Raw genomic sequence first — 14,396 nt, forward strand, 5'->3', positions numbered from 1 at the left:
GCGGTCAATACATCTGCAGCGGCAGCACGTCGCCGCCGGGGCCGATCATCACGCCCCAAGTGTCGCCGGCGCCGATCTCGATCTGGTTATTGCGTGCCGGCCCGCCGGCGATCTTCAGCGCATATTGGTATTTGCCCGGCGGCAGATCAATCATCGGAGGCCTCGACGGTTGCGGTCCGCCGGCGCCGGCCGCGACCTTGATCGTCTGCTTGTTGATGGAGATCGTGGCGTCGCTCTTGCCGACATTGCCGAACATCAGCTTGGACTGGCCTGGCTTCGGAACGACGTCCGCCTTCGCCGCCGCGGCCGGATATTTCTGCGCGAGATTGACCATCGGCTCGCCGTTCCTGCGGCCGAGTTTCAATGTCGCCGGCCCGTCTGGCGAGGTGAACGCCAATCGCACCTGGTCGGGTTTCGTAATGGCGCCCTCCGTCGTCTCCTGCCAGCCGCGCTTGCCGAGCTCGCTGCGGTAGAAGACGAGAACCGAGTTCAGTTCGGCAGGAATGCTGGCCTCGAGCTCTCGCCGGAGCGGGGCGTCGCTGCCGGGCATTTTGCCGGTGCCGATCGAGGTCATGGTGCGCTGCTTCGGCACCGGCAAGGCCGAATCAGGATCGGGCTCGAGCGCCTCCGCGATGGTCTTGCCTGCCGAAGCGCCGGACGTTTTCGCGCTTTCCGGTGCGTTTGCCATCACCAGCGCCGATCCGTCGGCGCTGACGCGGACCCTGGGACCCATCTGCATCGCAGTGAGCGATAGGGTCTTGCGGCCCTTGGAAAATTCCATCACAGCCATATTGGGCTGGTTGATGATCGACGGCTTTTCCTTCCAGCCTTGCGCGGTGAGAGAGCCGCGGTAGAACGCCGCGACCGTCCTCACGCTGGAGGCGGAATTGAATTCGAGCCGGCCCCCGGCGCCGTCGAACTTCACGTTCTCCGCATTCTCCGGCAGCGGCACCGGCGTTGTGCTGTCGGCGAGTGCACGCAGCGGCGCATCCGACAGATTGGCGGCTTGCGCAACCCGTCGCGCCTCGTCGGCGGCGATCACCTGTTTTGCCATATCAGCGGCGTCCTTCATGAATTTTTCGTCGGCCTCCTTCTTCGCTCGGGCGCGCGCGGCGAGCGCCGCCTCCTTCATCTGCGTCGTGAGGCTGACGAGGGTCAGGTCGTATTTGCGGCTGAGCTTCAGCGTCGCGGTCTGCTCCGGCGAGGAAAAGTTCAGCGTGACATTGTCGGGCGTAACGGTCGCACCGGCTGTCTCTTCCAGCCAGTTGCGGCTTGAGAGTTCGCGGCGATAGAAGGCGAGCGTTGCGGGAAGCTCGGCAATGACGGCGACATCTAGCTGGCGTCGATCGGAATTGGAGCCGCCGAGACTTTTTGCTGTCTTGGTCGGCTTCGGACGCGGCAGGCCGGCCATCTCGGAATCGGCTTCAAGCCCTTGCAGCGCGAACGGCGCGACGCGGATTTCCACGCCGGTCCGGCCGTCGCCCCGGCGCTGCAGAGTCAGCATGACCGGCCGCTGGCGGTAGAAGCCATCGCCATCGGCATGGCTGTAATAGGCGCGGACGCCGTTCTCGACCATCTCGTTGAATTCGGCGCCGGGCCAGCGCGCGGCGACGTCAGCTGCGGTGAGCTGCTTCCATCCGATCGCGGCCATTTCGGTGCGGAAGAAATCCAGCGTTGCCTCGAGTGCAAGCGGCGCAACGCAGCCGAGATAAGGCCGATGCTGATCGAAGACGACGTCGGCCGCATCGGGCGGGAACGGCACATTGGCCGAGATCCGCTCGGAAATGTAGTTCACCACCGACTGGTCAGGTCGGCCAGGGCCCTGCGTGAAGGATACAAGCAGCCCTTGCTGGGCCTTCTTGAAGGTGATCGAACTGCTCTTCTCGTCAAGCGGCCTTAGGAACTGCACCCAGCCGTCGGCAGCGAGCAGCTTCTTGATGGCGGCGGTGGTGACCGGGACCGCCGTCGGAACGACGTAACTGAGATTGTGCGACTGCGCACGGGAAGTATCCTCGAAGGCGCCTTCGAGACGCGGCAGCGTGCGGACGTCGACGATGGCGTTATCGGCTCGCGCGGCAAGCGGGGCGCTGGCGGCGATCAGCAGGAGCAGCGGCAGCAGGCGTTTTCCGGCCGGGACGATCCCGCGCGCGATCTCAGACATTTGCGTCTCCGGTATTTGTCGGCGCCGGCCGCAGGACCGCAAAAGGGCCGCGGCATCATTGACGCCATTTCCGAAAACTAGTCGCCGCGAAGGGGGATTTGGTTCAATCCGGCCCCATCTGCGGGTTCAGGCGCGACGGCGGACCTGGCCGGATTCGACGTCGAAAATCTCGCCGTTCGTGCCGATATCGACGAAGGCCGCGGGATCGGCGCCGGTCATCCAGACCTGCGCGCCGAGATTTGCGAGCTCGTCGAACAGCGCCTTGCGCCGGTTCGGATCGAGATGGGCGACGACTTCATCGAGCAGCAGCAGCGGCACGATGCCGGTCATCTCGGCGACGAGAGTGGCGTGGGCCAGCACGAGGCCGATCAGGAGCGCCTTCTGCTCGCCGGTAGAGGCGTCGCGCGCCGGCATGTTCTTCGGCGCATAGATCACCTGCAGGTCGGTGAGGTGAGGGCCGTCAAGCGTGCGACCGGCGGCAGCGTCGCGCGCGCGGTTGGCGCGCAGGATCTCGCGGTAGCGATCCTCGACGGCGGTGGCGGGCTCGTTGACCAGTGCATTTTCCATCCAGCCGTCGAGCATGATCTCTGCCGAGGGAAATGCGGATGCCGCGCCGCGCTCCCTGAGCATCGCAGCCAGCCTCGTTGCGGTCTGGCCGCGCGTGGCAGCGACTGCGACCGCAAGCTCGGCGGTTTCGCGCTCGATCGCGTCGCACCAATGGTCATCGTAGTTGCGCACTTCGAGGAGGCGGTTGCGCGAACGCAACGAGCGCTCCAGCGCCGAGACGCGGCTGGAATGCTCGCTGTCGATGGCCAGCACCAGGCGGTCGAAGAAACGGCGGCGCTCGGAGGCCGCGCCGAGAAACAGCCCGTCCATCGCCGGCGTCAGCCACACCATGCGCAAGTGGTCGCCGAACGCGCTTGCCGAGCCCACCGGCTCGCGGTCGATCCGGCAGCGCCGGCTGGTGGAAGCCCCGTCCGCGGCCGGTGCGTCGATGCCGGTGCCAAGCGTCGCAAGCCCCAGCGCGCCTTCGACCTCGGCGGCGACCGCCCAGGAGCCGTCGCCCTGGTTGTCGGCGACATCCTCCAGCGTGGCGCGCCGCAAGCCGCGCCCCGGCGACAGAAACGAGATCGCCTCCAGGCAATTGGTCTTGCCGGCGCCGTTCGGCCCCACCAGCACCACGAGGTCGCCCCGCGTCTGCACGCTTCCCGCGCGGTAGTTGCGGAAGTGCGTGAGCGAGAGGCGATGGATGCGAGAGGGGATCATGATACCCTGTCATTGCCGGGCTTGACCCGGCAATCCATCGTCCGCGCTAGCGGACAATATCTTCGTACAAGTCCCGCCAGTCGGGATTGCCCGCGACGATCAGATCGATTTTCCACTCGCGTGACCAATGCTTGATGTTCTTTTCACGCTGAAGCGCTGTCGCAATTGCTTCGTGCGCTTCGAAATATACCAGCGTCTTAACGCCGTATCGCTTCGTAAAGCCGTCCGCCAGACCTTCCCGATGTTCGTACACGCGCCGAACCAGATTGTTCGTTACGCCGACATACAGCGTGCCACCTGGTTTACTGGCGAGGATGTATACCCAATAGGTCATTTGGTTTGATGGATTGCCGGGTCAAGCCCGGCAATGACAGTTGGGGGTCACACCCGCATCGGCATCAGCACGTAGAGCGCGCCCTTGTTGTCCTTGTCCTGCACCAGTGTCGGAGAGCCGGGGTCGGCGAGGCGGAGCACGGCGACTTCGCCTTCGATCTGGGCGGCGATGTCGAGCAGATAGCGCGAGTTGAAGCCGATATCGAGCGCGTCGGAGGCGTACTCGACCTCCAGCTCTTCGGTGGCGCTGCCGGAATCTGGATTGGTTACCGAGAGCACCAGCTTGCCCGAGGACAAAGCGAGCTTCACTGCGCGGCCGCGCTCGCTGGAAATGGTCGAGACGCGGTCGACAGCCGCCTCGAAATCCTTCTTGTCGACGATCAGTTCCTTGTCGTTGTTCTGCGGAATGACGCGGCCGTAGTCCGGGAAGGTGCCGTCGATCAGTTTCGAGGTCAGCACGACGTTGCCGAGGGTGAAGCGGATCTTGCCCTGCGACAGCTCGATCTTGATCTCGGCTTCATTGTCCTCGATCAGCCGCTGCACCTCGCCAACCGTCTTGCGCGGCACGATCACGCCGGGCATGCCGGTGGCGCCGGAGGGCAGCGCCAGATCGATCTGCGCCAGGCGATGGCCGTCGGTCGCCACGCCGCGCAAGGTTGCGGCCTTGGCGCTGCCGGCGGTGTGCAGATAGATGCCGTTGAGGTAGTAGCGGGTCTCTTCGGTCGAGATCGCGAACTGCGTACGATCGATCAGGCGCTTGATTTCGGAGGCGGCGAGCGCGAAGGAATGCGTCATGTCGCCGGCGGCAAGGTCCGGAAAGTCACTTTCGGGCAGGGTCTGCAGCGTGAAACGCGAGCGGCCGGCGCGGATCGCCAGCACCGAGCGGTCGCCGTCGGCTTCCAGCACGATCTGGGCGCCGTCGGGCAGTTTACGGACAATGTCGTAGAACATGTGCGCCGGCACCGTAGTGGAGCCGCCGGTCGCGGTTTCCGCCGCCAGCGTTTCGGTCACCTCGAGGTCGAGGTCAGTCGCCTTCAGCGACAGCCTGGCGTTTTCGGCGCGGACCAGCACGTTGCCGAGGATTGGAATGGTGTTGCGGCGCTCGACCACGCGATGGACGTGACCCAGCGATTTCAGCAGTTGCGCGCGTTCGACGGTGACCTTCATTGCAATACCCGCCAGAGATGGAAAAGCCGGGCGGCCTGGAAAGGCAGCGCCGCGGCATTGGAAACCCGAAAAGCCGGATCAGGATCGGATTTGATCAAACCCCCGGGGGGTCCGCAAGGTGGCGCGGATGGCCGGCCGGTGCAAGGGAGGGGGCGGGGCGTTCCCCATATTTGGCGGAAAAAGGCGGCAGAAAAAAATTCTCCCGCCCCCCAACTCGGGTTTACCCGAGTTGGGCATTAGAATTGTCGAAGTCGGATAAATCCGACTTCGATTGGATTGGGGCGGGAGAGGTTGGGGAGGAGCAAAATCCCGGAGGGGCAGGTCCAGAGGAGTCTTACCCTGTTCCTCTATTGCTGCTCGCGCTATTCCTGCAATTGCCGCTTCAGCGACTCGACCTCTTCGGACAGCGCCGTGTCCCGCGCCACCAGTGCCTCGATCTTGCGCACGGCATGCAGCACAGTGGTGTGGTCGCGTCCGCCGAACCGGCGGCCGATCTCGGGCAGCGAACGCAGGGTCAGCGTCTTAGCCAGATACATCGCGACCTGACGCGGCCGCACCACATTCGCCGTCCGCCGCGAGGACAAGAGATCCGAACGGCTGACGTTGTATTGACGGGCGACGACGCGCTGGATGTCCTCGATCTTGATCCGCTTGGGTTCCTGCGGACGGATCAGGTCGCGCACCTCGCGCTCGGCCATCTCCAGCGTCACCGGCTGGTTGTTAAGCTTGGAGTGAGCGAGCAGGCGGTTGATGGCGCCTTCGAGGTCGCGGCCGTTATGGGTGATGGTGCGGGCCAGATAATCCAGCACGGCTTCCGGCACGTCGAAGCTCGCGTGATGCGCGCGGGCGGCCGCCACGCGCGACTTCAGTATTCCGAGCCGCAGCTCTTCGCCGAGCGAACCCATCTCCACGACGAGGCCGCCGGCCAGCCGCGAGCGCACGCGGTCGTCGAGGCTCTCGAGATCCGACGGCGGACGGTCGGCGGCGATCACCACCTGGCGGCCGGCATCGATCAGGGCGTTCAGCGTGTGGCAGAACTCCGCCTGCGTCGACTTGCCCTGCAGGAACTGCAGATCGTCGATCACGAGCACGTCGATGCCGCGCAGCGCTTCCTTGAACGCCAGCGCCGTCTGCGTTTTCAACGCGGCGACGAAGCCGTACATGAACTTCTCGGCCGTGAGATAGAGCACTTTGCGTTCGCCGCTGGAATTGCCGGCCCATGTCACCGCCTGCAACAGATGAGTTTTGCCGAGGCCGACGCCGGCGTGAATATAGAGAGGGTTGAACATCACGGGATCGCCACGGCGTCCTTCAGCGACTTGGCGCGCCGCCGCGTGGGCCAGCGTGTTGGAGCGGCCGATCACGAAGCTTGCAAAGGTCAGGCGCGGGTCGAGCGGCGAGCCGCCGAGCGCATCATGGCTGGCCGATACCGGCGCCGTCGCGGTCGCGCGCAGCTCAGGCGCGGGCCGGCCGTTGGCCTGCTCGATGCGGCGCTGCTCGGCCGGCGCGGTTGCGTCCTTGGCGGGTGCCGTCGACCGCATCGCAGAGCGCACGGTGAGATCGATCCGGTGCACTTCCGGCATCTCGGCCTGCCAGCAGGTCAGGACGCGGTCAGCGTAATGCGCCTGGATCCAGCTCTTGAGGAAACGCGTTGGCACCGACAGATGCACGGCTTCGTCCTGCACGCCTTCAAGATCCATGCGCGCAAACCAGCTGGTGTAGACGTCCTCGCCCACACTCGTCCGCAACCGTCCCTTCACGCGCGACCAGCGATCCTGTTCCGTATTTGTCATTGCCTGAGAACTTTTCTGAATGAGTAATGTTGCTTTTTGTGAAATCGACTGACCGGCCCCTTGCAGGTTTCCTGCCAGACGAGACCTCGAAGCGGCGCTTTTCAGTCACCAGACAAAGATCAGGCGTTCGGCGGAATCGCCGTTGCTCAGATCAAGGGCTGGATGGAGTGAGAAAGCTACCGTGAGGTCAGTGCGTACTCGACGGTCTACCCGGAGCTCGCGTGGGGGGACGGCTGAAAAGATTGCTCAGGGATTCTGAAATGGTTGCGATGGAAATGAGCGTGCTGAATGTCGCGTTGATTCCGTAATGCATAGTACCTCCCCCTCTCGCCGCGAAAACGCGCGACGAGCAATCAGATCACCAGTGTTTCAAAGCCAGTCTGCCGCCACCGAACGTCCGCTTAGTTCGACGCTGCGCCGCCGCGTACCTCAGTCTGTCGTCTTCAACACGTTCACGAGCTTCGCGTTCCCAATCGTTGCTTCGTCAGCAAGCATCTTATTCCCCTTGTCCGGAACGCGCCTGATACTGAGCGCCACGTCGGGAAATTTAGACACAGAACTACCGTCCCCATATTGCTATGAGCTGCCAACTCAGCTTCGCTTGGAAAGCGTCGCTAACGCGCACACCGCCGCCGATTTGCACGTCCGCTCTTGGGTCTCATACCGCGCTGGTCAGGAGAGCCTTGAGCGTCGCGAACGAGTAACAAATACACCAAGCGCGATTTCTGACAATCCGTGATTCGACGTCGTTCCGGGACTCTCCGTCGGTGTTGCAACACTGCAATTGCGAAACTCCACACCAAGTTTTTGAATCACCGTACAGAATCCCGCGTCGCCAACATGCGTGACAGTTTTCGTTGCACGCGCAAAATTTTTTAAGAAATCGTTACAATCGTGGTTACCCGGACCGATTTTCAAAACGCTTGTCCTCGCTATGTGGATAAGTGATTAGCGAAGCGAAGTTTTTCGCGATTGCTTTTGCAGGGTAACCCGAGCGGCGGTGATGACACCGGCGATGAATTGATCGGCCATTGGCGATCGCGCTTGTCGCAATGCGCGTGACAGCGCATGTGCAGCAAGTCGCATCCTCGTAAAATTACGGGTGCGAGAAATGTGACACGGCAGCCGGCGTTCAGCAATGAGACAATTGAATTGTCACAGTCGATCCTGCGCGTGCGGTTCGATGTGTGTCTGGAATTCAACAGCACGCATGCTCGTGACGAAATGGATTTTCGTTCGCGCTCGCGTGACATGATCAAAAAGGAAAAGCCCGGCGAAGCCGGGCTTTGATGAATGGATATTTCTATCAGTTCACTTCGCGAGCTTGGCGATCGCGTGCGTGAGGCGCGACACCTTCCGGCTCGCATTGTTCTTGTGAATGATGTTGCGCTGAGCCGCCTGCATCAGTTCAGGTTCAGCGCGCTTCATCGCCTTCAGTGCCGCCTCGCGATCACCGCTCTTGATCGCTTCCTCAACGGTGCGGACTGCGCCGCGCATTTGGGTGCGACGCGACTTGTTGACGATGGTGCGGCGGGCAATCTTGCGGGTCGCCTTTTTGGCGGAAGAGGTATTGGCCATATCTCAACTATCCTTCGGCTGTCGTCGCTCGGGTGGTCGGGCTTGAGCGCGCCGGCCGTTCAAATTGCGTGATCGACGCTGGTTGTGTTTTCCAGGGTGTTCTGACGTAAGCCGTTCTTGAGGTGCCATGGACGGAAGCCAAGATGCTAGCCGTAAGCGGCGCTGCTCAAAGAACAGCGGCGGCGGGATTGCGCCCGCCGCCATTGGGGGTCTTATAGAGGGCGAGTCCTGCACCGTCAACGCTTTCCACCCTCTCCGGCAGGCCGGGAAGGGGTGAAAATGGCCCGTAAGGTGCTGACGAGGTTGAATTTCCGGGGGGCTCCCGGTATGGCCTGACGGCCGCCTGGGGCGACAGATATCTAAGGTGACGCATGATCCGCGGTTTTTTCCGGCTTATTGGCCTCCTGCTGCTGGCCGGCGGATTCGTCTTCATGGTCTATGACGGGGCCAGGTTCGTTGCCGACCAGACCCTGCGGTTCACCCGGTTTGGCCAGTTCTGGAACGACGTCCATCAGTCCAGCCAGCTTGCGTTCCGGACCTGGGTCGAGAGTGTCGCGCCCTGGCTCTGGAACAGCGTCATCAAGGTGCTGCTGGACCAGCCGGTTTTTGCCGTGCTGGGCGTGGTCGGCATTCTCTTGATGATCCTGTTCCGTCCGCGCAAGCCGCTGATCGGCTATTCGCGGGACTGACCGGGGCCGGCTTTCCGTCCGCGGGGCGCGGGTAACAGGGCTGCGGCAACGGGCGTAAAGACATATATAGAGGTCCAACCGGCGATACCGTCGTCGTCTCGCCGCTGTCCCCGCCCGGAGGTACCCATGTTGTTCATGCGCAAATCCACCGCGTTGCCGAGTGCAGCCGAAGCGCTGCCGGGCCGTGCCACCCCGATACCGACCGCCACCACGCACTTCGTCAACGGCCGCAAGTTGCAGCCGCCCTATCCCGCGGGCCTCGAGCAGGCGGTGTTTGGTCTTGGCTGTTTCTGGGGCGCGGAGCGCAAGTTCTGGGAGCTTGGTGAGGGCATCTATGCGACCGCCGTCGGTTATGCCGGCGGGCACACGCCCAACCCGACCTATGAAGAGGTTTGTTCGGGCCGCACCGGTCACACCGAAGTGGTGCTGGTCGTGTTCGATCCGAAGAAGATCTCCTACGAGCAGCTCCTGAAGACGTTTTGGGAAAATCACGATCCGACGCAGGGCATGCGCCAGGGCAATGATGTCGGCACCCAGTATCGCTCGGCGATTTACACGTTCAGTGACGCGCAGCGCAAAGCCGCCGAGGAATCGAAGGGCGTGTATCAGAAGGCGCTCGCCGCAAGGGGGCTCGGCGCCATCACCACCGAGATTGCGCCATCGGGTGAATTCTATTTCGCCGAGGACTACCATCAGCAATATCTCGCCAAGAACCCGGCGGGCTATTGCGGCTTGGGCGGCACCGGCGTGTCGTGCCCTATCGGCCTCGGTGTGACCGCCTGACTCTTGCTTACCTCTCCCCGTTTGCGGGGAGAGGTCGACGCGCTCTTGCGCGGCGGGTGAGGGGGTACAGGTATCTCGGCAGTCGCATTCGCGGAGAGAGGCCCCTCACCCCAACCCTCTCCCCGCAAGGGCGGGGCGAGGGAGCTCGTCCGTGCTAGTCCTTCCAGCCGACCCTGCAAAAACTCTTTGTTAACCATACCCGGTGCAAGACTAGAGCCTGTCTCGCTTTGGGGATGGGCTGGGTGCGGGTTGTGCGCGCGTTTCGACTACCGATCACTGCGATCATCACCGCGCTCGCGCTGTCGGGTTGCATGCGCGCGACCGGGCCGGTTGCCTTCGCGCCGCAAGGCGACCTCGATTCCATGGCCTATGGCCAGCCTGGCAGCCCACCGCCGCAGGCGGTCGCAGCTGAGTCCGGCGGCGCCATCGGCGCGCTTCGTGCCGCCTTCGCCGCGTCGCCACGCGCCGCATCGCCACCGCCTGACGTCGCTGCGGCACACGCGGCCTATGTCGAACCCGCGCCTGTGCGATACGACCGGGCCTATCATCTCGATGCCGGCGACAAGCTGCGCGTCGTCGTCTACGGCCAGGAAGGGCTCACCAACACCTACGCGGTCAGCGCCGGCGGTTCGATCACGATGCCGCTGATCGGTTCGGTGATGGCGCGCGGCCGCACCACGGCCGGACTGGCGGCGGAGATTTCGGCAAAGCTGCGCGCCGGGTTCATCAGGGAACCATCTGTCGCGGTGGAGATCGAGGCGTACCGGCCGTTCTTCATTCTCGGCGAGGTCGCAGCACCCGGGCAATATCCCTATGTTCCCAATATGACGGCCGAGAGTGCGGTGGCGATCGCTGGCGGCTTCTCGCCGCGCGCCCGCCGCGATCGCGTCACCATCACCCACACCGACGCCTCTGGAACTTCGCGCTTCGTCGTCTCGCCCGCCAGTCCAATTAGTCCCGGCGATACCGTGCTCGTTGGCGAGCGCTGGTTCTAGAACGCGTCTTCCATCGAGCGCCTATTTGAACGGCTCCTTGAGCATTTGCGTCAGGCAAATGCCTCGCATTTGGCCAAGAAAATTCATCATCTGTTGCGCGTCACCGCGGATGCTATGTGAGCGGTCTAACCAGCAGTGGCGAGACTGCAGCTTCGCACGTGTCCGGACGTTTACGTGCGGTGAATTGGCGCTATGCGCGAAATGCGTTCAAAAGCATGTTCCATCTTGCGCTGCAGCGATGTAGAAACCGCGTCGTTGAATCGAGGCGCGCCGGTTGCCGGTAGAGTGCCTGCAATCCGGAGTATGACCATGAACTATCATTTGCCGGTCAGCGTGGTGCGCGCGGCGACTGCAGTAGCCTTGTTCGCTTCCATTGCCGTGACGGCCTTGTGTGCCTCCTCGCATCAGGCATCAGCGGCGGATCCTTATCCGAGCCGCCGCATCACGTTCGTGGTGCCCTATCCCGCGGGCGGCGCCACCGACGTTCTGGCCCGTTTGCTTGCCAACAAGCTGCAGGAGTCGTGGAAGACGACCGTCGTGGTCGAGAACAAGTCGGGCGGCGGCGGCGTGGTCGGCAATGATTACGTGGCCAAGGCGCAGCCCGATGGCTACACCGTGCTGATCGGCATCACGCAGATCATCCAGGCGCCGAGCCTCGTTTCGAAGCTGCCCTACGACGTCTTCAAGGATCTCGCGCCGGTTACCCAGATCGCTCTGTCGACCATCGTTCTGGTGGTCCCCGAACAGCAGCCGATCAAGTCGGTCAAGGAGCTGATCGATTATGCCAAGGCGAATCCTGGTAAGCCTTACGGCACCTTTGGCAACGCCACGACCTCACATCTCTATGGCGAACTCCTCAAGAAGGTCGCCGATATCGACATGACCCACGTCCCCTACCGTGGTTCGGCTCCGCTGACCAACGACCTGCTCGCCAACACGGTGACCTCAGCGTTTCAGGACCTGACAACGGCGAGCGCGCAAATCAAGGCCGGCAAGCTCCGGGCGCTGGCGGTCGGCGGCGAAAAGCGCAGGAAGGCGCTGCCTGACGTGCCGACGATGGCCGAACTCGGCTATCCCGGCTTTGAGATCGAAGGCTGGCTTGGCGTGTTCGTACCCGCCGCAACGCCCAAGGAGATCGTGAAGAAGCTTTCGGATGAACTCGCCCGCATCATCGCCTCGCCCGAGGGCGTTGCCGGGATCGAGACGCTCAGCCTTATCCCGGTGGGTGGATCGGCGGAAGACTTCGAGAAAGCCCTGCGTCGCGACCACGCGAAATGGGCCGATGTCGTGAAGGCTACCGGCGTCAAGGGCGAGTGAAGCGGAGAGAGGGTTTGTCATTGCCGGGCTTGACCCGGCAATCCATCCCTCTTCAAGAAATCTTCTTGATGGATGCGCGGGTCCCGACTACGCCCAAGGCTTCGCCGCGGCAATCCCGTGCGGCGCGCCGAAGCTTTAGCGGAGGCGGCAAGCCCGCGCATGACGAGTTTCGCTATTTCAAATGCTTCGCGAAAAACGCCAAGCTGCGTGGCCAGGCGATCTCGGCGCTGGCCTTGTCGTAGCTGGCGCGCTCGTCGCAGTGAAAGCCGTGCTGCGCACCGGGATAGATATGGACCTCGACCTCCGGCCGCCTGGCCTTGATGGTCTCGACATCCGTCAGCGGAATGCCGGCATCCTTTTCGCCGAAATGCAGCTGTGTCGGCACTTGCGGCTTGTCGTCGGCAAAGCGCACGACGGCACCGCCATAATAGCCGACCGCGGCTGATAGCCCGGACAGCTTGGTCGCCGCCGCATAGGCGATGCTGCCCCCTAAGCAGAAGCCGATGATGCCGACCGGGCCAACATCCTTCACCGCGTCGATTGCGGCCTGGGTGTCGCGCAGCATCGCGGGCCAATCGGGACTAGCGATGAACTTGCGCGCATTTGCAACCTCATCCGGCGAGTAGCCGCTCTGGAAGTTCGGCTGGATGCGGTCGAAGATCGAAGGCGCGATCGCGACATAGCTTTCGCAGGCCAGCCGGTCGCACACCGAGCGGATGTGGTGATTGACACCAAAAATCTCCTGGATCACCACGATGGCCGCCTTTGGTGCGCGGCGGGATCGGCGCGATAGCCGCCGAGTTTGAAGCCGTCCGAAGCCGTCAGTTTGATATCCTGTCCCACGGGTCATCCATTTGCGTTCGAGTTGCACGAAGTCGTTTGGCACGAGGATATCTTGCGACTATTGCCACATCCAATTGTGACCCCAGTCGCCCTTCCATCCGGCCAGCCTGCCCTTGCGGAATAGCAGATAGAGGCGGTCCTTCTTGTAGAACAATCCGCTGCCGCCGATGTTGCGGAATGCGAGGAATATCTCTTCACCGGGCCGGCCACGAACATAATTGAGCGGGACGCCGAGCGCGTGCGCGGCCTCATTGGCATCCATGCCGAACGCCAGCGGGATGTTGTTCGACAGCGTCTCGGTGAAAGGCGGCGGGTAAGGGCCGCCGATCGGCGGCAGCTGCTGTGCGGCAGCTTGCGTGACGATGCCAGCGATCACCATAAAGCCTACAACGGCTGTCTTCATGACGCGGCTTTCTTTCTCGCCGTGGCTTCGAGGCTGTCGAGGAACGGCAGCACGGCGTCGATGAAGGCCTGCGGCTGGTCGATGTTGACAGCGTGGCCGGCGGCCGGGATCACCACCTTCTGCGCGCCGGGAATCTTGGCGGCCATGTAGTCGGTGGCAGCGAGGAACGGTGTGTCGTCGGCGCCGACCACGATCAGCGAGGGCACCTTGATATCGGGCAGGGATTCGATCACGCGGGCATCGCGCTGGATCAGCATGCCGCGCGCGGCGCGCGCCAGCCCCGACGCACTGCGATGCGTGACGCTGGAGCGCTCGCGGCTGGCCGATTTCAAAACTTCCAGTCCCTCGCGCTCGAAGCGGTCGCCGGTGTCGAGCGCGCGCTTGTTCCAGACCTCGCGAGCCTCGTCTTTCTTGAAGCCCGGCCCGGTGTCGATAATCAAGAGCGCGCGCACGCGCTCCGGATGAGCGCGATAGAACGCCAGCGACATGTAGCCGCCAAGCGAGAGCCCGCCGACGATCGCCTGCTTGGCGCCGACGGCGTCGAGCAGCGCGGCCATGTCGGCCACCGTCAGCGCTTCGCTATAGGCCGCGGGATCATCGGGATAATCGGACTGGCCGTGGCCGCGCATGTCCCACAGCACGAGCTTGTGGTGCTTTGACAAGGCCTCGATCTGGCCCTGCCACATCCCACTGGTCGATGAATAGCCGTGGGTCAGCAACAGCGGTGAGCCGGCGCCGTGAACCTCGTAGTAGATATTGACCCCGTCGCGATCGATTGTCGGCACGCTCGATTTCCCAAAGCAACTCACGCGAATTCCGGCCCACGCCGCCACTGCGGCCGGCATCCTAGCGCGATCCATCAGGGAATATGAAATGCGGAAACGGAAGGGCGCGTGCGCGCGGCTCGCGCGCTCGATTGACAATCCCATGACAAAGCCTTGCCGCAGCGCACAAGGAGCGCGTCCAAAATGTTGTTCTCTTCGAACGATTCCAAATTGGATTGCCTCCGGGAAAGTTCGGTACCATTCTGCCCGCCGACCGGCATTCGACCCGGTGGGTGCCGGCCAT

General features: G+C 63.1%; 13 protein-coding genes and 1 pseudogene. 5 read left to right on the plus strand and 9 right to left on the minus strand.

Annotated elements, in window-relative coordinates; translation table 11 throughout:
- Nucleotides 1-4: 4 nt before the first annotated feature.
- The 5 genes from J6524_RS34310 to dnaA all read right to left on the minus strand — a co-directional run bounded on the left by J6524_RS34310 (nt 5) and on the right by dnaA (nt 6,720).
- Nucleotides 5-2,161 (minus strand): hypothetical protein, encoded by a 2,157-nt coding sequence (locus J6524_RS34310; RefSeq protein WP_225678331.1) that lies wholly within the window; start codon nt 2,159-2,161, stop codon nt 5-7.
- A 126-nt stretch (nt 2,162-2,287) separates the two neighbouring features.
- Nucleotides 2,288-3,427 carry a DNA replication/repair protein RecF gene (gene recF / locus J6524_RS34315; protein ID WP_225678332.1) on the minus strand — a complete coding sequence of 380 codons (1,140 nt, stop codon included), beginning with the start codon at nt 3,425-3,427 and terminating at the stop codon, nt 2,288-2,290.
- 46 nt (nt 3,428-3,473) lie between these two features.
- The gene (locus J6524_RS34320; RefSeq protein WP_225678333.1) at nt 3,474-3,761 is read right to left on the minus strand and encodes a GIY-YIG nuclease family protein; all 288 of its coding nucleotides are present in this window, start codon (nt 3,759-3,761) and stop codon (nt 3,474-3,476) included.
- Nucleotides 3,762-3,808: 47 nt separating this feature from the next.
- Nucleotides 3,809-4,927, minus strand: coding sequence for a DNA polymerase III subunit beta (gene dnaN, locus J6524_RS34325; RefSeq protein ID WP_225678334.1), 1,119 nt, complete (start codon nt 4,925-4,927; stop codon nt 3,809-3,811).
- 362 nt (nt 4,928-5,289) lie between these two features.
- Complete coding sequence (dnaA, locus tag J6524_RS34330; RefSeq protein ID WP_225678335.1) at nt 5,290-6,720, minus strand: chromosomal replication initiator protein DnaA; 1,431 nt, start codon at nt 6,718-6,720, stop codon at nt 5,290-5,292.
- A 1,068-nt stretch (nt 6,721-7,788) separates the two neighbouring features.
- Between dnaA and J6524_RS34335 the strand changes: the two genes are divergently transcribed.
- Complete coding sequence (locus J6524_RS34335) at nt 7,789-8,010, plus strand: hypothetical protein (protein WP_225678336.1); 222 nt, start codon at nt 7,789-7,791, stop codon at nt 8,008-8,010.
- 21 nt (nt 8,011-8,031) lie between these two features.
- Here the strand turns inward: J6524_RS34335 and rpsT are convergent, their stop codons facing one another.
- Nucleotides 8,032-8,298: a 30S ribosomal protein S20 gene (gene rpsT, locus J6524_RS34340; protein ID WP_225678337.1), complete on the minus strand. Its 267-nt coding sequence runs from the start codon at nt 8,296-8,298 to the stop codon at nt 8,032-8,034.
- A gap of 371 nt (nt 8,299-8,669) precedes the next feature.
- Here rpsT and J6524_RS34345 point away from each other — a divergent pair, with 371 nt between their 5' ends.
- The 4 genes from J6524_RS34345 (at nt 8,670) to J6524_RS34360 (ending at nt 12,082) form a co-directional block, all read left to right on the plus strand.
- Nucleotides 8,670-8,987 carry a hypothetical protein gene (locus J6524_RS34345; protein ID WP_225678338.1) on the plus strand — a complete coding sequence of 106 codons (318 nt, stop codon included), beginning with the start codon at nt 8,670-8,672 and terminating at the stop codon, nt 8,985-8,987.
- Between the two features lie 126 nt (nt 8,988-9,113).
- A complete protein-coding gene (gene msrA / locus J6524_RS34350) occupies nt 9,114-9,770 on the plus strand; it encodes a peptide-methionine (S)-S-oxide reductase MsrA (protein ID WP_225678339.1) in 657 nt (218 codons plus the stop codon).
- Between the two features lie 251 nt (nt 9,771-10,021).
- Nucleotides 10,022-10,765 carry a polysaccharide biosynthesis/export family protein gene (locus tag J6524_RS34355; RefSeq protein WP_225678386.1) on the plus strand — a complete coding sequence of 248 codons (744 nt, stop codon included), beginning with the start codon at nt 10,022-10,024 and terminating at the stop codon, nt 10,763-10,765.
- A 309-nt stretch (nt 10,766-11,074) separates the two neighbouring features.
- Complete coding sequence (locus tag J6524_RS34360; protein WP_225678340.1) at nt 11,075-12,082, plus strand: Bug family tripartite tricarboxylate transporter substrate binding protein; 1,008 nt, start codon at nt 11,075-11,077, stop codon at nt 12,080-12,082.
- 172 nt (nt 12,083-12,254) lie between these two features.
- Here J6524_RS34360 and J6524_RS34365 read toward each other — a convergent pair.
- The 3 genes and pseudogenes from J6524_RS34365 to J6524_RS34375 form a co-directional block, all read right to left on the minus strand.
- Nucleotides 12,255-12,925, minus strand: a pseudogene (locus tag J6524_RS34365) (dienelactone hydrolase family protein).
- A gap of 58 nt (nt 12,926-12,983) precedes the next feature.
- Complete coding sequence (locus J6524_RS34370; protein WP_225678341.1) at nt 12,984-13,328, minus strand: hypothetical protein; 345 nt, start codon at nt 13,326-13,328, stop codon at nt 12,984-12,986.
- Complete coding sequence (locus tag J6524_RS34375; RefSeq protein ID WP_225678342.1) at nt 13,325-14,113, minus strand: alpha/beta fold hydrolase; 789 nt, start codon at nt 14,111-14,113, stop codon at nt 13,325-13,327. The genes J6524_RS34370 and J6524_RS34375 overlap by 4 nt, the downstream gene beginning before the upstream one ends.
- Between the last annotated feature and the right edge of the window lie 283 nt (nt 14,114-14,396).

Source organism: Bradyrhizobium hereditatis, assembly GCF_020329435.1.
GTDB lineage: Bacteria > Pseudomonadota > Alphaproteobacteria > Rhizobiales > Xanthobacteraceae > Bradyrhizobium > Bradyrhizobium hereditatis.